The sequence below is a fragment of the Micromonospora sp. LHW51205 genome, assembly GCF_003315815.1.
Taxonomy (GTDB): Bacteria; Actinomycetota; Actinomycetes; order Mycobacteriales; family Micromonosporaceae; genus Micromonospora; species Micromonospora chalcea.
Genome location: NZ_QMEZ01000004.1, coordinates 441,572 through 461,998 on the forward strand (window position 1 = coordinate 441,572; position 20,427 = coordinate 461,998).

Annotated in this window: 18 protein-coding genes; 5 read left to right on the plus strand and 13 right to left on the minus strand. The window is 72.6% G+C overall.

Features of this window, described 5'->3' with window-relative positions:
• Positions 1-23 precede the first annotated feature (23 nt).
• The 5 genes from DQE82_RS18035 to DQE82_RS18055 all read left to right on the plus strand — a co-directional run bounded on the left by DQE82_RS18035 (position 24) and on the right by DQE82_RS18055 (position 4,007).
• The gene (locus DQE82_RS18035) at positions 24-941 is read left to right on the plus strand and encodes a hypothetical protein (protein ID WP_199496027.1); all 918 of its coding nucleotides are present in this window, start codon (positions 24-26) and stop codon (positions 939-941) included.
• Positions 938-1,738: an HpcH/HpaI aldolase/citrate lyase family protein gene (locus tag DQE82_RS18040; protein WP_113973278.1), complete on the plus strand. Its 801-nt coding sequence runs from the start codon at positions 938-940 to the stop codon at positions 1,736-1,738. The genes DQE82_RS18035 and DQE82_RS18040 overlap by 4 nt, the downstream gene beginning before the upstream one ends.
• 8 nt (positions 1,739-1,746) lie before the next feature.
• The gene (locus DQE82_RS30650; RefSeq protein WP_158559986.1) at positions 1,747-2,205 is read left to right on the plus strand and encodes a thioesterase family protein; all 459 of its coding nucleotides are present in this window, start codon (positions 1,747-1,749) and stop codon (positions 2,203-2,205) included.
• Positions 2,206-2,225: 20 nt separating this feature from the next.
• The gene (locus tag DQE82_RS18050; RefSeq protein ID WP_158559987.1) at positions 2,226-3,203 is read left to right on the plus strand and encodes a cyclase family protein; all 978 of its coding nucleotides are present in this window, start codon (positions 2,226-2,228) and stop codon (positions 3,201-3,203) included.
• A gap of 168 nt (positions 3,204-3,371) precedes the next feature.
• Complete coding sequence (locus tag DQE82_RS18055; RefSeq protein WP_222948663.1) at positions 3,372-4,007, plus strand: helix-turn-helix domain-containing protein; 636 nt, start codon at positions 3,372-3,374, stop codon at positions 4,005-4,007.
• Between the two features lie 70 nt (positions 4,008-4,077).
• Here the strand turns inward: DQE82_RS18055 and DQE82_RS18060 are convergent, their stop codons facing one another.
• From DQE82_RS18060 to DQE82_RS18120, 13 genes are read right to left on the minus strand one after another with little or no spacing between them, the layout of a single operon-like run.
• A complete protein-coding gene (locus tag DQE82_RS18060) occupies positions 4,078-5,178 on the minus strand; it encodes an alpha/beta hydrolase (protein ID WP_113973280.1) in 1,101 nt (366 codons plus the stop codon).
• Entirely contained in the window at positions 5,175-6,173 is a 999-nt protein-coding gene (locus DQE82_RS18065) for an LLM class flavin-dependent oxidoreductase (RefSeq protein WP_043325196.1), read from the minus strand. The genes DQE82_RS18060 and DQE82_RS18065 overlap by 4 nt, the downstream gene beginning before the upstream one ends.
• Positions 6,170-6,499, minus strand: a complete 330-nt coding sequence (locus DQE82_RS18070; protein WP_043325197.1) for a TIGR04076 family protein — start codon at positions 6,497-6,499, stop codon at positions 6,170-6,172. The genes DQE82_RS18065 and DQE82_RS18070 overlap by 4 nt, the downstream gene beginning before the upstream one ends.
• Positions 6,496-7,500 carry a zinc-binding dehydrogenase gene (locus DQE82_RS18075; protein WP_113973281.1) on the minus strand — a complete coding sequence of 335 codons (1,005 nt, stop codon included), beginning with the start codon at positions 7,498-7,500 and terminating at the stop codon, positions 6,496-6,498. The genes DQE82_RS18070 and DQE82_RS18075 overlap by 4 nt, the downstream gene beginning before the upstream one ends.
• A complete protein-coding gene (locus DQE82_RS18080; protein WP_064447407.1) occupies positions 7,497-7,910 on the minus strand; it encodes a nuclear transport factor 2 family protein in 414 nt (137 codons plus the stop codon). Before DQE82_RS18080 ends, DQE82_RS18075 begins: the two co-directional genes overlap by 4 nt.
• On the minus strand, positions 7,907-9,172 hold the full coding sequence (locus tag DQE82_RS18085) for an amidohydrolase family protein (protein ID WP_043325200.1): 1,266 nt from the start codon (positions 9,170-9,172) through the stop codon (positions 7,907-7,909). The genes DQE82_RS18080 and DQE82_RS18085 overlap by 4 nt, the downstream gene beginning before the upstream one ends.
• Positions 9,169-10,839, minus strand: a complete 1,671-nt coding sequence (locus DQE82_RS18090; protein WP_113973282.1) for a hydantoinase B/oxoprolinase family protein — start codon at positions 10,837-10,839, stop codon at positions 9,169-9,171. The genes DQE82_RS18085 and DQE82_RS18090 overlap by 4 nt, the downstream gene beginning before the upstream one ends.
• Entirely contained in the window at positions 10,832-12,520 is a 1,689-nt protein-coding gene (locus DQE82_RS18095; protein WP_043325202.1) for a hydantoinase B/oxoprolinase family protein, read from the minus strand. The genes DQE82_RS18090 and DQE82_RS18095 overlap by 8 nt, the downstream gene beginning before the upstream one ends.
• Positions 12,517-14,568 (minus strand): hydantoinase/oxoprolinase family protein, encoded by a 2,052-nt coding sequence (locus tag DQE82_RS18100; protein ID WP_043325203.1) that lies wholly within the window; start codon positions 14,566-14,568, stop codon positions 12,517-12,519. The genes DQE82_RS18095 and DQE82_RS18100 overlap by 4 nt, the downstream gene beginning before the upstream one ends.
• Positions 14,565-16,598, minus strand: coding sequence for an ABC transporter ATP-binding protein (locus tag DQE82_RS18105; RefSeq protein WP_113973283.1), 2,034 nt, complete (start codon positions 16,596-16,598; stop codon positions 14,565-14,567). Before DQE82_RS18105 ends, DQE82_RS18100 begins: the two co-directional genes overlap by 4 nt.
• A 2-nt stretch (positions 16,599-16,600) precedes the next feature.
• Positions 16,601-17,488 (minus strand): ABC transporter permease, encoded by an 888-nt coding sequence (locus DQE82_RS18110; protein ID WP_064447403.1) that lies wholly within the window; start codon positions 17,486-17,488, stop codon positions 16,601-16,603.
• The gene (locus DQE82_RS18115) at positions 17,488-18,498 is read right to left on the minus strand and encodes an ABC transporter permease (protein WP_043325205.1); all 1,011 of its coding nucleotides are present in this window, start codon (positions 18,496-18,498) and stop codon (positions 17,488-17,490) included. The genes DQE82_RS18110 and DQE82_RS18115 overlap by 1 nt, the downstream gene beginning before the upstream one ends.
• 15 nt (positions 18,499-18,513) lie before the next feature.
• A complete protein-coding gene (locus tag DQE82_RS18120) occupies positions 18,514-20,169 on the minus strand; it encodes an ABC transporter substrate-binding protein (RefSeq protein ID WP_043325206.1) in 1,656 nt (551 codons plus the stop codon).
• Positions 20,170-20,427 lie beyond the last annotated feature (258 nt).

Consider the following 20,427-nt stretch of genomic DNA (forward strand, 5'->3'; position numbering starts at 1 on the left):
GACACCTCGCAGGGACTGATGACATGACCATGTATGCCAAGGACGACATCCGGTCGCAACTGGCGGCGGCGGCTCCGTCGCGGACTGTCGACCCGTCCACGCCCGTCCGCCCGGCCCAGTACCTCGCGCTGTACGACACGGCACCCACAGCGGTCACCGAGGCGGGCAGCCGGACCTGGCTGGTACGCGGCCAGCACCTCGTGCTCTCCTGGACCGAGGCGGTGGCCGGCGACCGGTTCGCCCGCTCCGCGCAGCCGGACGAGTACGCGGTGCTGATGTACTCCGGCAGCGCCCCGGTACGGGTGCGCGCCGGCGACGGCTCCGCCGAGGTGGCGCAGGAGGCGTTCGTGGTGGTGCCGCCCGGCGACAGCGTGGTCGAGGCGCTCGCCGACGGCCCGGTGATCCGGGTGTTCTCCACAGTCGCCCCGGATCTGGCCGGGGCGGCCGCAAACGCGGCGGCGTACCGCGAGCCCGACCCCCGGTGCGCGCCGCTCGTGGCCTGGCCCGACCCGGTGGACGGGTTCCGCCTGCGGGTGTACCCGCTCGCCGAGCACCCGATCGAGCCGGGCCGGTTCGGGCGTATCTTCCGCACCACCAACATGATGATCAATTTTCTGGCCGAGGAACCCACGCCACGGGACCCGCTGCGCCTGTCCCCCCATTCGCACGACGACTTCGAGCAGCTCTCGTTCGGCGTCAAGGGCGAGTTCGTCCACCACATCCGCTACCCCTGGGGCCCCGACTCCACCCGCTGGCGCCCGGACGACCACGGCCGCCTCGGCGTGCCCTCGCTCTGCGTCATCCCGCCGCCGACCGTGCACACCACCCAGGGCGTCGGCGACCACCAGCAGCTGATCGACATGTTCGCGCCGCCGCGGGCGGACTTCTCCGCCAAGCCCGGCTGGGTACGCAACGCCGACGACTACCCGATGCCGTCATGAGCACCGACGTGGCTGCGCCGAGGCGCAGCCGGTTCCGGGCGGCGCTCGCCCGCCCGGACGCCCCGGCGCTGGGCACCTGGGTGAAGCTGCCGGTGATGGAGAGCGTGGAACTGCTCGCGCTCGCCGGGTTCGACTTCGTCGTCGTCGACCTGGAACACGCCCCGATCGACCTGCAGACGGCCTATCAGCTGATCGGCACCGCCAACCACCTCGGGCTGGCCCCGATCGTCCGGATCCCGGCGCTCGACCCGGGCCTCACGCAGCGGATCCTCGACGCGGGGGCCGAGGGCGTGATGGTCCCGCACGTGGACACCGTCGAGCAGGCGCGAGCCGCCGTCGCAGCGGTACGGTTCCCGCCGCTGGGCGCCCGCGGCGTCGGCAGCACGAGCCGGGCCGGCGCGTGGGGCGCCATGCCCCGCGCCGAGTACCTGCGCTACGGCCAGGAGGAGGTGGTGCTGGTCGTCCAGATCGAGAGCGCCCGGGCCGCCTCGTCCGCCGGGGCCGTCGCGGCGGTGCCCGGTGTCGACGCGCTGCTCGTCGGGGCCGCGGACCTGTCCACGTCCGAGGGCACGACCGAGGACGATCCACGGGTCGTCGCGCTCGTCGGCTCCGCCGTCAAGGACTGCCTCGCCGCCGGCGTACCCATCGGCAACTCCGGCGGGGCGGACGCCGACGCGGTCCGGCGGGCGGCCGACGCCGGCTTCGCCTTCACGCTGCTGAGCAACGACGCCAGCCTGCTCGGCGCGGCGGCCCGGGCCGCCGTCCAGGCGGGCCGCACCGTGCGGTACCGGCGCTGAGGCACGCCGTGGCACCCCTCACGACGACGCTGCACCTGCGCTGGGCCGACACCGACCACTACGGCCACGTCAACAACGTCACCTGGCTGCGGTACGTCGAGGAGGCCCGGATCCGCACGTTCGGGCTGCCGGACCTGCCCGGCACGTTCGATCCGGACCGGCCGCCGGCGCTGGCCGTGCTCGGCGCCGGGACGTTCACCATGACGGCGGCGGCCCGGCTGGAGTTCACCGGCGAGCTCGCCTACCACGGGCAGTCGATCCTCGCCGACGCCTGGCTGTCCCGCACCGGTTCCCGCAGCCTCGACCTGAGCTTCCGCTTCGTCGACGAGGCCCGCACGTCGACGTACCTGCTCGCGCAGACCACGCTCGTGGTCTGCGACCTGGCCGACCGCCGGCCCCGGCCGCTGACCGGCGCCGAACGCGAGGCGCTGGCGCCCTACCAGGGCGAGCCGCTGACCTTCCGTTGAGCCGCCCGAAAGGAATCACCGTGCCGACCTACGACGAGCTCTCCACGGCCGCGGTGCCCGGCGCCGCCTGGGACGTCTTCGGGCCGGGCGACCAGCTCGGCAGCATCAACCGGCTGACGCCCGAGCGCGTGACCGCCGCCGCCCGCCTGGTCCGCCGGGGCGAGCGGTTCAACCTCGACTACCCGGTCAACGCCTTCGAGCCCTACCCGACCGGCACCCGGCGTCCCACCGAGCACCACGTCTTCGCCAACAACCCGCTGCATCGCGACGACTGGATCGACTCGTTCTACCTGCAGTCCAGCTCGCAGCTCGACTCGCTGCGCCACATCGGGCACCCCGCCCACGGCTTCTACGGCGGCCTGTCCGCGGACGACAACAACCAGGGCTCCACCGCGCTGGGCATCCACCACTGGGCGGAGGCCGGGATCGCCGGGCGGGGCGTGCTGCTCGACGTCCCCCGGCACTTCGCCAGCGAGGGCCGCCCGTACGACTGCGAGCAGACGATCGCGCTGGACGAGACCGTGCTGGACGCCGTCGCGCAGGCGCAGGGCGTGTCCTGGCGCGGCGGCGACATGCTGCTGCTGCGTACCGGGTGGGCGGAGAACTACCTGGCCAAGTCCGTCGAGGAACGGATCGAGTTCAACACGCGCAACCGCTCCCCCGGGCTCGCCCAGCGCGAGTCGGTGCTGCGCTGGTTGTGGGACCACGAGATCGCGCTCGTCGCCGCCGACAACCTGGCTGTGGAGGCGGATCCGGTGCTGGATTCGGACTTCCGCACGCCCGACGACCGGCCGCCGCCGCGCGGGGTCGACCACAGCGGCATGCTGCACCGGCCGCTCATCGCGCTGCTCGGGATGGCCCTGGGCGAGCTGTGGAAACTCGACGACCTCGCCGCCGACTGCGCCGCCGACGGCGTCTACGAGTTCTTCCTGACCTGCAAGCCGCTGAACCTGCCCGGCGGCGTCGGGTCGCCGCCGAACGCGCTCGCGTTCAAGTGAGCGGCCGGCGACGCCGGCCGCACCGCTGTCCACCAGGGATGACACCGCCGGAGCGGACCAGGAAATCCCCCGGCCACCCCTCGCACAAGTGCGGGCATGTTCGATAGGATCGAACATCCCGGGCGGATCCCCCCCCCGCCACCGCAACAGGAGGTCCCCGTGCGGTCCATGGACAGTCAGCCGCCGTCGGAGCAGGCCGCCCCCGGCGGCCCCGCGGACGAGAGCACCCCGGCGGGGGTGGTCGGCGCCCGGATCCGGCGCTACCGCAAGGAGCGCGGGCTCACCCTGCGCGGCCTCGCCTCCCGCTCCGGCCTGTCGATCGGCTTCCTGTCCCAGGTCGAGCGCGGCATCTCCTCGATCGGCCTGACCGCGCTGGGCAGCGTCGCCAAGGCCCTCGACAAGTCGGTGGCCGACTTCTTCGACGCCGGCAACGGCACGTCCGACAGCAACGTCTCCCAGCTTCCCCGGCACTTCACGCTGACCAGGGCGGAGACGTCGGCAACGCAGTACGTGTCGGGGCAGCAGACCTACCGCATGCTCTCCGACCGGGGGCCGGACCTGGTGCTGGAGCCGATGCTCGTGCACATCGCGCCGGGCGGGCGGCGGGAGAACGCGTACGGCCACCGGGGCGAGGAGTTCGCCTACGTCATCTCGGGCGAGCTGCTCTACGAGGTCGAGGGCGTGGAGCACCGGCTGTGCCCGGGCGACAGCGTGCACCTGCGCTCGTCGGTGCCGCACCAGATGTACAACGACACCGACTCGGTCACCACAGTGGTCTCGGTGGTCACGCCCCGGCTGTTCTGACCGGCGCCACCAACCGCCCTCCGTGTTCACCTACGTGAACTCGGAGGGCGATTCGGTTGCGGGCGCGACGTCAGCGACCGAGGCGGGCGTCCACCGCCGTCATGGTGTCCCGCCAGATGTCCGACGCCGGATCGATGACGGCGAAGTGGTCCCCCGGCTGTTCCAGGTGGCGGATCTCGTCGCCCGCGGCTGCCGCCGCCGCGGCGTAACGCCGGTTGGCGTCGACGAGGTCGAGACTGTCCGCGGTCCCCTGCACGAGCAGCGTGGGCACCCCTGTCGGCAGCCGCAGCATCGGATCGCTCTCGGCGTACCGGCGCGGGGCCGTGGCCGGTGAGCCGCCCAGCGCCGCGGCGATCGCGCCGTCACCGAGGTAGCGCCGCTCGCCCTCGGTGAGGTCGAGCACCCCGGCCAGCGAGACCGCGAGCGCGACACGTGGCCCGCCCGTTCGCGCGGCGAGGTCCGCCGCGGCGCGCAGCGCGAGCTGCCCGCCGGCCGAATGGCCCAGCACCACGATCCGCTCCAGGTCGATCGGCCGGTCGGCGGCGAGGTCCCGCAGCGCGGTGAGGCCGGCTTCGACGTCCTCCGTGGTGGCGTCCCAGCCGTGCCGGTCCGGACGCCGGTACTCCAGGTTCCAGGACGCGTAGCCTCGGGCGGCCAGATCGACGGCGAGCGCGTCCATCAGGTCCGCGCCCCAGACCGACCGCCAGAATCCGCCGTGCAGCAGCACCGCGACCGGCGCCGGCCCGGTGTGCGGGCCCGACGGCAGCCGCAGGTCACCCCACTGCTCCGGGCCGGGACCGTAGGCGATCCGATCGGCCGGCGCGCGGAAGCGGTGCACGGCGTGCCGGATCGCCCAGGTCACGCCCCACAGTCCCCGGCCGGCCAGGTGGACCGCGCCGGGGACCGGCGTCTCCACGGTGAGGTCGTACCAGACCGCGTGCGGCGGCTGCGCGCCGATCAGGGCGCGGGCCGGTGTGGTGGGGCCGGGCAGCACCACAGTCGGGCCCTGCGCCGCGGCGAGCAGCGAGCGCAGCTCGTCGGCCGAGGCGGCGGTGACGACCGTGCCGGTGCTGTCCAGCTCGGCGCTGCTGGTGGCGACGAGCGACGCCAGCAGTTCGGTGTCGGCCACCAGGCCGGGGCCGACCACGACGGTGAGCCGCAACGCGCTCACCTGCGCAGCAGGGGCAGGACGGCGGAGCCGAGCAGGTCCACGCCGCGCTCGTCGGTGAGGCCGTGCGGCGTGCCGAACTCGACCCGGCGCACGCCGGCGTCGATGAGCGCCTGGGCCTGGGCGGCGACCTGCTCCGGGGTGCCGGAGAAGGCGAACCGGTCCAGCACGTCGTCCGGGATCAACCGGCCCGCCGCCTCGTCCTCGCCCGCGTCGACCAGGTCGCCGACGCGCTTCACCAGGTCGTCGGGGAGCACGACGGTCGGATCCAGCTCCGCCACCACGGCCAGGTACATGGCCACCTCGGTGCGGGCCTTGGCGCGGGCGGCCGCGCCGTCGGTGTCGACGACTGTCACCGCGCCGAGCACGATGCCGACGTCCGCGACGTCGCGCCCGGCCTTCTCCGCGCCGGTCCGCAGCCGCTCGCGGATCACCGGGACCATGTCCGGGTTGGCGCTGCCGCCCACCTTGATCTCGTCGGCGATCCGGCCGGCCAGCGCCGCGCCCTGCGGACCCCACGCGCCCAGCAGCAGCGGCGGGTCGGGCCGCTGCACGTCGTAACGCAGCGCGGTGCCGGCCTCCAGCGAGAAGACCTTTCCGGTGAAGCCGCTGCGGTCGCCGCGCAGCAGGCGGTAGACGACCTGGACGGCCTCCTCGATGGTGGTCAGCGGCCGCGGCTGCGGCAGGCCGACCGAACCCAGCCAGGTCCCCCGGGCCAGGCCGAGGTAGGCCCGCCCGTGCGAGGCCAGGTCCAGGGCGGCGAGCTGACCGGCGATCTCGTACGGCGCCATCGAGTACGGGTTCAGGCAGGCCGCGCCGAGGCGTACCCGCTCGGTCGCCTGCGCCATCTCCAGCAGCGGGAAGATCGGCGGCTGGTACATCAGGTCGCCGAAGACGGTGAGCACGTCGAAGCCGTGCGCCTCGGCGGCGCGGGCCAGCCGGGCGTACGCGCCGGCCGGCTTGTCGCTCTGCAGGCCGAGTCCGATCTCGACGGTCATGTCAGGTCCGCCGAGTTCATCGTGCGCCGGCAGGTCCGTTCCACCTTCATGACGAGCCGCTCCTCCGGGTCGGGGCAGATGAAGTGGGAGTCCTGGGCCAGCCAGTCCCCCGGCGCCAGGTCACGCTGCTTGGCGGCGAGGAAGGGCAGCACCGACGCGAGCGCGTACACGCAGAAGTGCTTGCCCTCGGGCAGCCGCAGGTGGGCGCTGTTGGTCAGCTCGAAGGAGTCGCCCACGGCCATGCCGCACACCGACCGGCCCTCGATCCGGTCGACTGTCACCTTCAGGTCGTAGATCTCCATGTCGCCGTCGGCGGTGTCGCTCACGGCCCCTCCCCTTCGTCGATCCGTACGATGATCTTGCCGGTGGTCCGGCGTTCGGCCAGCTCGGTGAGCGTCGCGGGCGTCTCGTCCAGCGACACGACGCGGCTGACCGGCGGCCGGACCGCGCCGGAGGCGCACATGTCGAACAGTTCCTGGTAGGCGGCCTCGACCGCGGACGGGCGCTGCCACGGGTACTGCGAGCCCCAGGACAGGCCCACCAGCGTCGCGTTCGCCGCCATCAGCCGCAGCGGATCGACGGGCGGCGGCGCGCCACCGGCAGCGCCTACCGCGACCAGGCGGCCCTCGAAGGCGAGGCACTCCCAGGAGCGGGCGAACACGTCGCCGCCCACCGGGTCCACCACGACGTCCACGCCCCGCCCGCCGGTGGCCTCCCGCACGGCGGCCACGAAGTCCTCCGCCGTGTAGTCGATCGCCACCTCGGCGCCCTGGTCGCGGCAGATCGCCGTCTTGACCGGGCCGCCGGCGGTGGCGAGGACCCGGGCGCCGCGGGCGACCGCGAGCTGGATGACGGAGATGCCGACACCTCCCGCGCCGGCGTGCACCAGCACCGTCTGCCCGGCGGTGACGCCCGCCCGCTCCAGCGCGAACCACGCGGTCTGATAGGTGACCGGCAACGCCGCCGCGGTGACCGGGTCGACGGTGGACGGCCGCGGCACCACCACCGCGGCGTCCACTGTGACTGTGGTGCCGAGCGCGCCGCGCGGCAGCGCCGGGCAGGCCAGCACCTCCTGACCCAGCAGGTGCCCGGCCCCGTCGCCGGCGGCGACGACCCGCCCGGCCGCCTCCACCCCCGGCGTCATCGGCGGATCCGGCCGCACCGGGTACTCGCCCCGGCAGAGCATGACGTCCAGGAAGTTCAGCCCGACCGTACGGACGGCGAGCCGCACCTGGCCGGGGCCGGGCGGCGGGTCGTCGGGCAGCTCGGCGACCGACAGCACGTCCGCCGGTTCACCGGTCCGCCCGGCGACCAGCCGCCGGATCATGCCGCGCCCACCGGTTCCCGGACCAGCTCGGCGTGGTGGTGCACGATCACCCAGCGGCCGTCGACCCGGCGCACCACGTCGGTGACCCGGGTGATCTCCGGCTCGTCGTCCGGGCCGAGCTGCGCGACCAGCTCGTACCGGGCCACGCCGAAGTCGTCCCACACGTCGATGCGCTTGCCCCGCGCGGCGAGCACCGCCAGCCGGGGCCGCTGACCGGCGGCGTCCCGCTGGGCGCGGTACTCGTCCAGCTCGGCCCGGGTCCGCAGCGGTCCCGGCAGGTGCGTCTCCCAGGTGGTCACCTCGGGGTCCAGGTGCGTGTCGAACCGCTGCTGGTCCCCGGCGAGGAACGCGTCGTACATGTCGTCGATGCCGGCGGCGATCTCCGCCGCGCCTGCCTGCGCGAAGGTCATCGCGTCTCCTCCTGGTTGCGGTCGTCGCGGGCGATCTGCCCGCCCTTCATCACCCACCGCACGTCCCGGAAGGCCGAGGTGTCGGCCAGCGGGTCGGCGTCCGTCGCGATCAGGTCGGCCAGCTTGCCGACCTCGACGGTGCCGAGGTCGGACTCCGCGCCGAGCCACCGGATCGGGCCGAGCGTGCCGGCGTGGATGGCCCGGGCGGCGCCGATCCGCTCGGACATGTACTCCAGCTCCCGGATCGAGGCGGTGGTGCCCTCGAACTCCCAGAACGGGGGCATGTCGCTGCCGAGCAGGACCTCCACCCCGGCGGCGATCGCCATGTCGAAGCTCTCCAGGTGCCGGGGGCCGGCGCCGAGCGAGCGGCACTGCATCCACTCCGGCACGCCCAGCTCGTCGAAGAACTCCTTGCAGCGGGTCACCAGCAGCGTCGGCACGAGCGCCGTGCCGCGCTCGGCCATCCGCGCCGCGACCTGCGGGGTGAGCTGGTAGCCGTGCTCCACGCAGTCCAGTCCCAGCTCGACCGCCGCGCCGATCACGTCGGCGGGCCCGGCGTGCGCGGTCACCTTGCGGCCCCACGCGTGCGCCGTCTCGATCACCGCCGTCATCTCGTCGGCGAACAACTGGGGCGTGTGGATGCTCTCGTGCTCACCGGCGATGCCGCCCGAGATCATCACCTTGATCAGGTCCGCGCCGGCCTTGATCTGGCTGCGCACGCCGTGGCGGAAGCCCACCGGGCCGTCGCACTCGAGCGTGTCGTTGCTCTCGTGCCCGTGCCCGCCGGTGCACACCAGCGCCCGGCCCGCGGTGTAGATGCGCGGACCGGGGACCCGCCCGGCGTTGATCGCCCGCCGCAGCGCGAAGTCCGCGTGGTCCTTCTCCGCGACGCAGCGCACGGTGGTCACGCCGGAGTGCAGCGTGCGCCGCGCCCCGTCGGCCATGTAGTGGGCGAGGTCGTACGCGCCCATCCCCTTGACGCCCTCGCCGGCGGAGCCGGGCAGCGACAACGAGAAGTGGGTGTGCATGTTGACCAGGCCGGGCGTCACGTAGGCACCGTCGAGGTCCACCTCGGTCAGCCGGCCGGCGGCCCGCGCCTGCTCGGCCACCTCGGCGTACGGCCCGACGGCGGCGATCCGGTCACCCCGGACCCACACCCCGGCACCGGTCACCGGCGCCATGCCGTCCACCACGCGGGCGTCGAGCACTGTGCAGTTGCCGAGCAGCGTGCTCGGCTGCTCGGGCGAATAGGCGGCACTCACGCGATCACTCCATAAACGTCTCGGGCGGCCCGCGCGGAGACGTAGCCCTCGGCCACGTCCCGTCGCACCGCCTCCGGATCCCGACTCCCCGGGTCGCCGTGCCCGCCGCCACCGGCGGTCAGCAACGTCACCCGATCCCCCACCGCCACCGCGGTACGCCGTGTGCTCACCCGGTGCTCCCGGTCCGTGCCCGGGAAGACGATCACCTGGTTCGGCTCCGGCTGTGCGCCGCCGGCCAGCGCCCACGGCGCGCTCTTCGTCTTCTTGATCACGGTCAGGAACTCGCCGGGCGTCACGAACCGGATGTCCCGCCGCAGGCCGCAGCCGCCCCGGAACCGGCCCGCGCCACCGGAGTCGGTACGGATCTCCACCCGCTCGAAGAACATTCCCGTCTTCGACTCCAGCACCTCGACGGGCGTGTTACGCGCCTGGGTCTGGCACAGGTGGTTCGCCGGCCCGATCCCGTCGTGCCGGGGCGTGCCGCCCCAGCCGACCGGGTCGTTGTTGCTGACCGCGAACATGTCGCCGGTGTCCGGATGCCGGCCGACCATCATGAACCCGGGCACGTCGCCGCCGGAGGAGGCGGCCAGCCGGTCCGGCATGCCCTGGGCCAGCGCCTTGAGGATCAGCTCCAGTGCGACGGTGCCGGTCCACTGGGTGAACGTGGCGGCCGGGTACTGCGCGTGGAACAGCGTGCCGGGCTCGGCGCGTACCCGAAGGGGCGCGAAGTGCCCGGCGTTCGTCTGCTCGTGCGGCGTGGTGACGCCCTTGAACGCGACCCGGCAGGTGGCGATGGTGGCGCCCAGCGGCAGGTTCACCGGCCCGGGCACCGCCGGCGACGAGCCGGCGAAGTCCACTGTGAACTCGCCGTCGGCGACGGTGACGGTGACCCGCATGAGGATGGGATCGTCGCTGACGCCGTCGTCGTCGAGCCAGTCCTCGGCGGTCCAGCTGCCCTGCGGCAGCGCGGCCACCGCCTCCCGGGCGCGCTGCGCGGCGACGTCGATCACCCGGTCGATCACCGCGTCGACCACTGCGGGGCCGTAGTCGCGGTACAGCTCGGTCATCCGCCGCTCGCCGGTACGCAGCGCGGCGATCTGCGCGTTGAGGTCACCGATGACCAGTTCCGGCATCCGCGAGTTGAAGCGGATCAGCTCGTGGATCTCGCGCACCGGCTCGCCCCTGTCGTACACCTTCGTGCCGGGGAAGATGATCCCCTCCTGGTGCATGTCCGTGGAGTCGAGCACGTACCCGGGGTCCTTGGCGCCCAGGTCCATCCAGTGCGCCCGGATGCACAGGAAACCGATCAGCTCCTCGCTGTCCGGCAGGACGACCGGCGCGAACATCGTCGCGTCGTACGTGTGCGCCGCGTTCCAGTACGGGTAGTTGAGCAGCACCACGTCGCCGCGGCGCAGGTTCTCCCGGCCGACGTACTCCACGCCCTTGCGCAGCGAGTAGTCGTTGGCGCCGAGGAAGCGGGACAGCCCCGTGGACTCCGCGACCAGCCGCAGCTGCCGGTCGTAGATGGAGATGCCGAAGTCGTACACCTCGTAGATCACCGGGTTGAACGCGGTGCGCACGAGCGCGGCCCGCATCTCCTCGGCGGCCGAGACGAGATGGCTGCGGACGACCTCGACGGTTGCCCCGTCGACCGGCGGCTCACCCATCGACGTCCACTCCGTAGACGTCCCGGGCGGCCTCCCGGGAGACGTAGCCCTCGGCCACGTCCCGCCGTACCGCCTCCGGGTCGCGGCTGCGCGGGTCGCCGTGCCCGCCGCCACCGGCGGTCAGCAGCGTGACCCGGTCGCCCGCGGCCACCACGGTGCGCTTGGTGCTCACCCGGTGCTCGCGGTCGGTGCCCGGGAAGACGACCACCTGGTTCGGCTCCGGCTGCTCGCCGCCGGCCAGCGCCCACGGCGCGCTCTTGGTCTTCTTGATCACGGTCAGGAACTCACCGGGCGTCACGAACCGGATGTCGCGGCGCAGGCCGCAGCCGCCCCGGAACCGGCCCGCGCCACCGGAGTCGGCGCGGATCTCCCAGCGCTCGAAGAACATCCCGGTCTTGGCCTCCATGACCTCGATCGGGGTACCCCGGCCGGTGCTGCCGGAGACGTGCGTGGCGGCGTCCATGCCGTCGTGCGTCGCGGTGCCGCCCCAGCCCACCAGGTCGTTGTTGCTGACCGCGAACATCTTCCCGGTGTCCGGGTGCAGGCCGACCATCATGAAGCCGGGCACGTCGCCGCCGGAGGAGGCGGGCAGCAGGTCCGGCATGCCCTGGGCCAGCGCCTTGAGGATCAGCTCCACCGCGACGATGCCGGTCCAGAGCGTGAACGTGGGCTGCGGGTAGACGGCGTGGAACAGGCTGCCCGGCTCGGCCCGCACCTCCAGCGGAGCCACGGTGCCGGCGTTCGACGGCTCGTCCCGCGACGTCAGCGACTTCAGCACGACCTTGCAGATCGCCTCGGTCGCGCCGAACGGCATGTTGATCGGGCCGCGGGTGGCCGGGGCCGAGCCGGCGAAGTCGACGATGAAGCGCCCGTCGTCGATGGTGACGGTGACGCGCATCTTCACCGGGTCGTCGGTGATGCCGTCGTCGTCCACCCAGTCCTCGGCGGTCCAGGTGCCCTGCGGCAGCGTAGCCAGCGCCGCGCGGGCGCGGGCCTCACCGTCGGCGATGATCCGGTCGATCGCCTGGTCCACGGTGTCCCGGCCGAACTTCTCGATGATCTCCAGCATCCGGCGCTCGCCGGTGCGCAGCGCGGCGATCTGCGCGTGCAGGTCACCGAGCACCGCGTCGGGCATCCGCGAGTTGAAGCGGATCAGCTCGTGGATCTCGCGCACCGGCTCGCCCCGGGACACGACCTTGGTGCCCGGGAAGATCAGCCCCTCCTGGTGCATGTCGGTCGAGTCGAGCACGTAGCCCGGGTCCTTGGCGCCCAGGTCCATCCAGTGCGCGCGGACGCAGAGGAAGCCGACCAGGTCGCCGTCCGCGTCCGGGTCCGCCTCGTCCGGCCGGAACACCGGGGCGAACAGCGTCGCGTCGTACGCGTGCGCCGCGTTCCAGTACGGGTAGTTCAGCAGCACCACGTCGCCGCGGTGCAGGTTCTCCCGGCCCACGTACTCCACGCCCTTGCGCAGCGAGAAGTCGTTCGCGCCGAGGAAGAACGTCAACCCGGTGGCCTCGGCGACCAGCCGCAGGTCGGCGTCGTACATCGACAGGCCGAAGTCGTGCACCTCGTAGATGACCGGGTTGAACGAGGTACGGATGAGGGTGGCCCGCATCTCCTCCGCGGCCGACAGCAGATAGCTGCGGACGACCTCGACCTGGGCTCCGTCCAGCGTGGTCATGCGGCTTCCTCCAGGGTGACGAGCAGGTATCCGTGGTCGTCGACGGTGACCCGCTGGCCGCTGGGCACCACAGTGGTGGAGGTTCCCTCGTCGATCAGCGCCGGTCCGTCGAAGGTGTCGCCCGGCTCCAGGCGGGCCCGGTCGTAGACCGCGAACGGCACCACCGCGTGCTGCCCGAAGTCGTAGGCGTCGCGGTGCGTCAGCAGCGCCTGCGACGGGTCGCCGTCGCCGCGCGGCAGGGTCTGCAGCTCGGGACGGTCGGTGCGCCCGATGCCGCGCACCCGCAGGTTGAGGATCTGCAGCGGGTTGCCCATGGTGTGGCCGTACCGGGCGCGGTGCGTCTCGTCGAACGCGGCGCGGATCGCGTCGCGGTCCAGCTCGCGCCCGACGGTGACCATCAGGCTGTGTTCCTGGCCCAGGTAGCGCAGCTCGAACTGCCGCTCCAGCACCGCCTCGCCGGCCGGCACGCCCTGCGCCACCAGCGACGCGACCGCCTCGGCCTCGACGGCCTTGAACAGCTGCTCCAGCTCCGCCAGGTCGGCGTCGTCGAGCGTGGCCATCACGGTACGGCTGAAGTCGTTGACGATGTCGGCGGAGAGCATGCCCCAGGCGGAGAAGCCGGACGGCGCGAACGGCACGATGACCTCGCCGATGCCCATCTCGCGGGCCAGCAGCGGGGCCAGCAGCGGCCCGGCGCCGCCGAACGCGAGCAGCGCGAACTGCCGGGGGTCGTGACCCCGCTCGACGGTGATCTGGCGGACCGCGCCGACGGTGCGGGCCAGCAGCACGTCGAACACGCCGGCGGCCGCGTTCTCCACGGTGAGTCCGAGCGGCTCGGCGAGTTGCTCCTGGATTGCGGCGCGCGCCTCGGCGTCGCGCAGGCCCATGGTGCCGGCGAGGAAGCGCTCCGGGTCCATGTAGCCGAGCACCACAGCGGCGTCGGTGACAGTCGGCTTGGTGCCGCCCCGGCCGTAGCAGACCGGGCCGGGGTCGGCGCCGGCGCTCTGCGGGCCGACCTTGAGCAGGCCGTGGTCGAGCCAGGCGATCGAGCCGCCGCCGGCGCCGATGGTGCGGATGTCGTACGTGGGGATGAGCAGCGGGAAGTGCTCCAGCTGGGCCTCGTACGCGGCGACCGGGTTGCCGCGCTCGATCACGCAGGCGTCCAGCGAGGTGCCGCCGATGTCGAACGTGAGCACGTTGTCCCGGCCCAGCTCGGAGGCGACGTACGCGGCGCCGACGATGCCGCCGGCCGGGCCGGACAGCACGGTGTGCGTGGGGGCGGTCTTGGCGACCGCGCTGGTCATCGAGCCGCCGCCGGAGCGCATGATCAGGAAGCGCCCGGCGAAGCCGCGCTCGGCCAGGCCGGACTCCAGCTCGTCGACGTACCGCTCGAAGATCGGCCGGATGTACGCCTCCAGCACCGTGGTGCTGGTCCGCTCGTACTCCCGGTACTCGCGCACGATGTCCGTCGACAGCGACAGGCTGACCTCGGGGAACTCCTCGTGGATGAGGCGCGCGGCCTCCCGCTCGTGGCTCGGGTCGAGGAACGAGTGCAGGAAGCAGATGGCGATCGAGGTGACCTGCTGGTCCACCACGAGCGTGCGCGCGGCCGCCCGGACGCTGTCCGGGTCCAGCGGCTCCACCACCCGGCCGCGGTAGTCGAGCCGGCCCCGCACCCCGGCGGTGAAGCGGCGCTGCACCAGGCTCTCCGGCCGCTGGTACTGGAAGTCGTACATGTGGTCGGACGGCACGTTGCCGCGCCCGATCAGGAAGATGTCCCGGAAGCCCTCGTTGGTGATGATTCCGGTACGGCCACCGCGACGCTCCAGCACCGCGTTGAGGCCGAGCGTGGTGCCGTGGATGAACAGCTCCACCTCGGACAGGTCGGTGCCGAGCGCGCTGATCGCGTTGAGGACACCGTCCGCGGGCCGGGCCGGGGTCGTCGCCGCCTTGCGGAAGCGGACCCGGTTGGTGCGCGTGTCGAGTTCCATGGCGTCCACGAAGGTCCCGCCGATGTCGACGGCGAGCCGGATGGGGCGACGGGTCATGGCGTGACAGCCTGCCTTCCGATGAGGGCGGGAAGCTCGGGAACGCGCCAGCAGGCGGCCCGGCTCTCGCCGTACGACTGAAGCTCCTGCTGCTCCGATCGGCACCGGTCGGTGACGAACGGGCACCGGGCGGCCAACGGGCACCCGGTTGCGGCGTCGGCTTCCTCCAGGTCCTTGACCAGCTCGACGGCCTCGCCGTCGGACCCGGCCGTCCCGCCGAGGCGGGGGGCGCTGCCCAGCAGCGCGCGGGTGTACGGGTGCCGGGGCGTGTCGAAGACGACCTCCACCGGACCCTCCTCGACCACCCGGCCGAGGTAGAGCACCACGACGCGGTCGGCGAAACCGCGCACCGTGGCCAGGTCGTGGGAGATGAACACCGAGGCGCGTTCGGCGTCGGCGGCCACGTCGGCGATCACGTCGAGGATCTGCGCCTGGACGGTGACGTCCAGGGCCGAGGTGGGCTCGTCGAAGACGATCAGGTCCGGCTCGCCGACCAGCGCGCGGGCGATGCCGATGCGCTGGGCCTGGCCGCCGGACAGCTCGTGCGGGTAGCGCTGGAGGATCGACCGGTCCAGCTCCATCCGGTCCAGCACGGCGGTGACGCGCTCCTCCCGCTGGGCCGGGGACAGGCCCGCGGCGCGCAGCGGCTCGGCGATGGAGTCGCCGACGGGACGGCGCGGGCTGAGTGAGCCGATCGGGTCCTGGAACACCAGCTGGGCGCGGGTGCGGGCCCGGCGCAGCGCCCGGCCGCGTGGGCGGGGCCGGCCCGGCTGCTTGACCAGGGCCTGACCGGCGACTGTGACGGTGCCGGACGTGGGCGCGACCAAGCCCATCACGAGCTTCGCGAGGGTGCTCTTGCCGCAGCCGCTCTCGCCCACCACGCCCAGCGTCTCACCCGGTGCGAGCCGCAGCGTGACGCCACGCAGCGCGTGGTGACCGCCGGAGCCGAACCGGCTGCGGTAGACGACGTGGGCGTCCTCGATCTCCAGCACGGCGGGCTTCGGGTCCGCAGCCACCGGCTGGGCGCCGCCCGCGTCCGGTGTGTGCGACGTGGACGGCAGGTCGGCGTCGAGCGGCCGGGTCTGCGGGTGGAAGCAGGCCAGCGACCATTCGCGGCCGCCGGGGATCGGCTGGGTGCCGGGCCGCCGGGACGAGCAGGTGCGGTCGGCGTGCGCGCAGCGGGCGACGAACGGGCAGTTCTCCGGCGCCTCGGTGAGCAGGGGCATGGCGCCGGGGGTGGCGACGACCGGCCGGCCGCCGACGTCCGGCACCGACCGCAGCAGCGCCCGGGTGTACGGGTGCGCGGGCTCCCGCAGCACCTGCGCGGCCGGGCCGCTCTCCACCACCGTGCCGGCGTAGAGCACCACCACCCGGTCGCAGACCTCGGCGATCGAGGCGAGGTCGTGGGAGATCAGCAGCACTCCCCGGCCGTCGGTGTCGGCGGCGTGCCGGAACTGGCGCAGGATCTCCCGGGTCAGTGTCACGTCCAGGCCGGTGGTCGGCTCGTCGGCGATCAGCAGGTCGGGCGCGCAGCCGGTGGCCAGCGAGATCATCACCCGCTGGGCCATGCCGCCGGACAGCTCGTGGGCGTACGCGTCGAGCCGCCGCTGCGGGCTGCGGATGCCGACCGCCTCGAACAGCTCGCGCGCCGCCTCCCGGGCCCGGTCGCCGGACATGTCCTGGTGCGTGGCGAGCCGGTCGACGAGCTGCTTGCCGATGGTGCGGGTGGGGCTGAGCGCGCCGCGCGGGTTCTGGAAGCAGATCGCCACGCCGCGTCCGCGGTGCGCGGCGAGCGCGGCGTCGTCCATGCGCAGCACGTCCGAGTCGCCGAAGCGCACCCGGCCGGTGGCGTGCGAGCCGCCGGGCAGCAGCCCGACGATGGCGCGGGCCACCATGCTCTTGCCGCCGCCGCTCTCCCCGACCAGGCCGACGACCTCACCGGGGCGTACGGCGAAGGTGACGCCGCTGAGCGCGGCCACCTGCCGGCCGGGTCGCCGGATGGTCACCGAGAGGTTCTCGATCGACAGCATGGTCACCGCCGCTTCGCGTTGGCGCGGTCCTGCAGGCCTTCGCCGAGCAGGCTGAACCCGAGGACGCAGACGAACAGGGCCAGGCCGGGTGGGACGGAGGTCCACCAGCGGCCACCGACCACGTCCGCGGCGCCCAGGCTGATCATGGCCCCCCACTCCGCCTCGGGGATGCTCACGCCCAGGCCGAGGAAGGAGAGCCCGGCCAGGGTGAGCATCGCCCAGCCGCAGTTCAGCGGCGCGATCACCCGTACCGGGGTGAGGCTGTTGGGCAGCAGGTGCCGCCAGAGCACGCCCACCGGCGACGCCCCGGAGGTGATGGCGGCGTCCACGAACGGCAGTTCCCGCAGCGACCGCACCTCGGCGCGGACCAGCCGGGCGTACGCCGGCGCGTTCACCGCCGCGATCGTGATGATCAGGTTGATCGTGCCGTTGCCGAGCAGGGCGGCGACCGCCAGCGCCAGGATGAACGTGGGGAACGACTGGAAGATGTCGACCACCCGCATCAGCACGTCGTCGAGCCAGCCGCCGAAGTAGCCGGCGACCAGGCCGAGCAGCGTGCCCACGACCACCGCGAGCGCCACCGCGGCCAGGGCGATGCCCAGGTCGAGCCGGGCGGCGTAGAGCACCCGGCTCCAGATGTCCATGCCGTTGCCGTCGGTGCCGAGCAGGTGGTTGCCGCCCGGCGCCACCAGGGTGTTCGCCGGGTCGATCTCGGTCTCGCCCCACGGGCTCAGCAGCGGCGCGAACACCGCCACCAGCGCCACCACCGACAGGATGGTCGCACCGACGATGATCATGCGGCGGGCGAACCGGCTGTCCCGGTCGCCGCCGGCGACGACAACCGGCGTCTGTGCGGAGTCGCCGCTGACGGCGGCGCGCAACTCGGCCATCAGAGCCTCACTCTCGGGTCGAGGATCGCGTGGACCACGTCGGCGATGAGGAACACCAGCACGTAGCACAACGCGATGACCAGCACCGACGCCTGAACCACCGGGTAGTCCCGGTAGAGCAGGCCGCGCAGGGCCCACTGGCCGAAGCCCTGCCACGAGTACACGTACTCGACGAGCACGGTGGAGCCGATAGCCGTGCCGAAGACCAGCGCCGCCAGTGACGGCAGCCGGACCAGCGTCGCCCGCAGCAGGTAGCCGTAGTGCAGCGTGCGGTCGCGCAGCCCGTGCGCCTTCGCCGCGGCGTACGACTCCGAGTGCAGCACCTCCAGCGCGGAGGCCCGGACGCTGCGCAGCAGCGGCGCGACCACGCCGACCACCAGGGTCAGCACGGGCAGCACCAGGTACGCCGCGGCGGAGGCGATCGCCGGGCCGTTGGCGGTGAGCACGGCGTCGACGAGATCGGCCCCGGTGAGCGGGGTCAGGTTCGTGTCCGGGTCGACCCGCCCGTTCGGCGCCGGGAACCAGCCGAGGATGCTGTAGCCGACCAGCACCAGCACCAGGCCGAGCCAGAACTCGGGGATCGAGTTGCCGACCAGGGCGAACATCCGCACGCTGTGGTCACCGACCCGGTTGGCCCGTTTGGCCGACCAGATGCCCAGGACCGTCGCCACGACGAGCGCGATGCTCACGGCGATGACGACGAGTTCCAGGGTGGGCCCCACCCGGAGCGCCATCTCCGATCCCACGGAGTTGCCGCTCTGGATGGAGGTCCCGAAGTCACCGGTGACCAGTCCCCTGAGGTAGTCGAGGAACTGCTGCCACAGCGACTGGTCCAGCCCGAAGCGGGCCCGGGCGGCGGCGGCGTCCTCCTCGGTGGCGTTCTGCCCGAGGATGCTGCGGACGGGATCGCCCGGCAGCACCCGGACCAGGAGGAACGCCAGGACGACCACTCCGAGCAGAACGGGGATCAGCTGGAGCAGTCGCCTGACGACGAAGCGGAAGATTCGCATGGGCGGTTGACGTTCCTAGGCCGACGCGCTCAGGTAGCGCAGGCGGGCGAGGCCGTCCATCGGCTGCACCCAGCCGGCGACGGACTCCCGGACGGGCAGGTTGAAGTTGGGCTGGCAGATGACCACCCACGGCACGTCGGCGGCGAGGATCTCCTGGACCCGCTTCCAGAGCGCGTTGCGGGCGGCCGTGTCGACGGTGGTGTGCGACTTCTCGTAGATCTGCTCGATCTCCGGGTTGCTGTAGTTGGAGTAGTTGAGGTTGGCACCCTTGACGAAGCTCGTCGCCAGCATGTACTCGACGTCGTCCACCCAGAGCTGCCCGGAGGTGATCTGCAGCGGGATGTTCTTCTTGGTCCGCCGCTCACCCAGGGTGGCCGGGTCCAGCGGGGTCAGCTTGAGCCGGATGCCCGCCTTCGCCGCCTCGCTCTGCACCTGGACGGCGATCTTCTGCTGCTCCTCGTTGTCGGCCTCGAAGACCAGCTCGGAGTCGAGCGACGACCGGCCGGCGGCGGCCATGGCGGCCTTCGCCTTGTCCAGGTCGTAGGTGAACGGGTAGCCGCTCTCGTCGTAGCCGGGCATGTCCAGCGGGACCGGGCTCTTGGCCGCGCGGGCGTCGCCGCCGTACACGTTGTTGATGATCTGCTCGTAGGGCACCGCGTACGCGAGCGCCTTGCGCACGTTCACGTCGTTGAACGGCGCGGCGGTCACCGACATCTGGATCGCGACCTGGCGGTTGCTGGCGGCCGAGATGACCTTGATGCCCGGGGCCTTCTTGAGGTCCTGGATGTCGCGCTGGCTGATGCCCAGCGCGATGTCGATGTCGCCGGCCTGCAGCTGCAGCCGCTGGTTGGACGCGGCCGGCACGACCGAGATCCGGATGGTCGGCGTCTTGGCCGGGTCCGGGCCCGGGTAGTCGGTGTTCGCGCTGAGTTCGATCTCCTGGCCCTGGGTGGCCTTGGCGACGTTGAAGTAGCCGCCGGTCGGCGGGTTCTTCGCGAACCACTCCTTGGCCCAGGGGTCGCTGGAGCTGGCGCGCTTCTTCGCCTCGACCGAGTCGAAGACGTACAGCGAGATCGCCTGGATCTGCCGGGTGAGCGCGCTGGGGAAGGCCTGGTGGAACTCCACCGTGTAGTCGTCGACGACCTTGACCTGGTCGGCGCTGGTCAGGCCGATGGTGCGGTAGACGCCGGCGACGTTGGCCTGGGCGGCGAACGCGCGGTCCTTCGACCACTTCACGTCCGCGGCCTTCATCTCGTTGCCGCTGGCGAACTTCACGCCGCGGCGCAGCTTGAGCGTCCACACCTTCTGTTCGGCGTCGGGCTCGAAGGACTCGGCGAACGTGGGGGTGATGTTCTGGGTGTCGAGGATCTGGCTGCCGCCGGCGTTGGTGACGCCGTAGTCGATCAGGTATGGGAAGACGTTCTTGTAGAGCATCAGCGCGGTCAGGTCGAAGCCGACGAAGTCCTGGTCCCAGCTCGACAGGTAGCTGGAGACGGCGATGCGCAACGTCTTGGCGGCGGCGCCGCCGGACTTGCCGTCGGTGGACTTGTTGCCGCTGTCCGCGGCGCAGGCGCTGGTGGCGAGCAGGAGCGCGACGCCACCCCCAAGCTGCAGGACGCCGCGGCGGGAGAGCGCGGGCGAGGAGGCGCCCGGACGGGGTGAACGAGCCATGAGAAGTCCTCCTAGAAGCACGAGGCAGATGGCCCGAGCAGCGGACCTATCAGGAGTTCTACCGGATTTAGCAGCAGTGAACAATAGGGTGAACGGCGTTCACTGAGCCCTCATGGACTCGGCTTGATAACGCTCCCGAACTGCGAGACAACGCACGAAGCCGCGTTCACACAAGTTCACACGACCGTTACGCACGAGCCGTCCGCCATCGGCGTTGATCATGGAGTGCCGCCCCGCGAACCGGACGCGGAACGCCGA

Coding starts and splice junctions, on each gene's coding strand:
- DQE82_RS18120 (WP_043325206.1), bottom strand. CDS start 20,169: ATGGCTCGTTCACCCCGTCCGGGCGCCTCCTCGCCCGCGCTCTCCCGC.
- DQE82_RS18095 (WP_043325202.1), bottom strand. CDS start 12,520: ATGACCACGCTGGACGGAGCCCAGGTCGAGGTCGTCCGCAGCTATCTG.
- DQE82_RS18080 (WP_064447407.1), bottom strand. CDS start 7,910: ATGACCTTCGCGCAGGCAGGCGCGGCGGAGATCGCCGCCGGCATCGAC.
- DQE82_RS18100 (WP_043325203.1), bottom strand. CDS start 14,568: ATGACCCGTCGCCCCATCCGGCTCGCCGTCGACATCGGCGGGACCTTC.
- DQE82_RS18040 (WP_113973278.1), top strand. CDS start 938: ATGAGCACCGACGTGGCTGCGCCGAGGCGCAGCCGGTTCCGGGCGGCG.
- DQE82_RS18065 (WP_043325196.1), bottom strand. CDS start 6,173: ATGACCGTCGAGATCGGACTCGGCCTGCAGAGCGACAAGCCGGCCGGC.
- DQE82_RS18090 (WP_113973282.1), bottom strand. CDS start 10,839: ATGGGTGAGCCGCCGGTCGACGGGGCAACCGTCGAGGTCGTCCGCAGC.
- DQE82_RS18110 (WP_064447403.1), bottom strand. CDS start 17,488: ATGGCCGAGTTGCGCGCCGCCGTCAGCGGCGACTCCGCACAGACGCCG.
- DQE82_RS18115 (WP_043325205.1), bottom strand. CDS start 18,498: ATGCGAATCTTCCGCTTCGTCGTCAGGCGACTGCTCCAGCTGATCCCC.
- DQE82_RS18105 (WP_113973283.1), bottom strand. CDS start 16,598: ATGCTGTCGATCGAGAACCTCTCGGTGACCATCCGGCGACCCGGCCGG.
- DQE82_RS18055 (WP_222948663.1), top strand. CDS start 3,372: ATGGACAGTCAGCCGCCGTCGGAGCAGGCCGCCCCCGGCGGCCCCGCG.
- DQE82_RS18075 (WP_113973281.1), bottom strand. CDS start 7,500: ATGATCCGGCGGCTGGTCGCCGGGCGGACCGGTGAACCGGCGGACGTG.
- DQE82_RS18035 (WP_199496027.1), top strand. CDS start 24: ATGACCATGTATGCCAAGGACGACATCCGGTCGCAACTGGCGGCGGCG.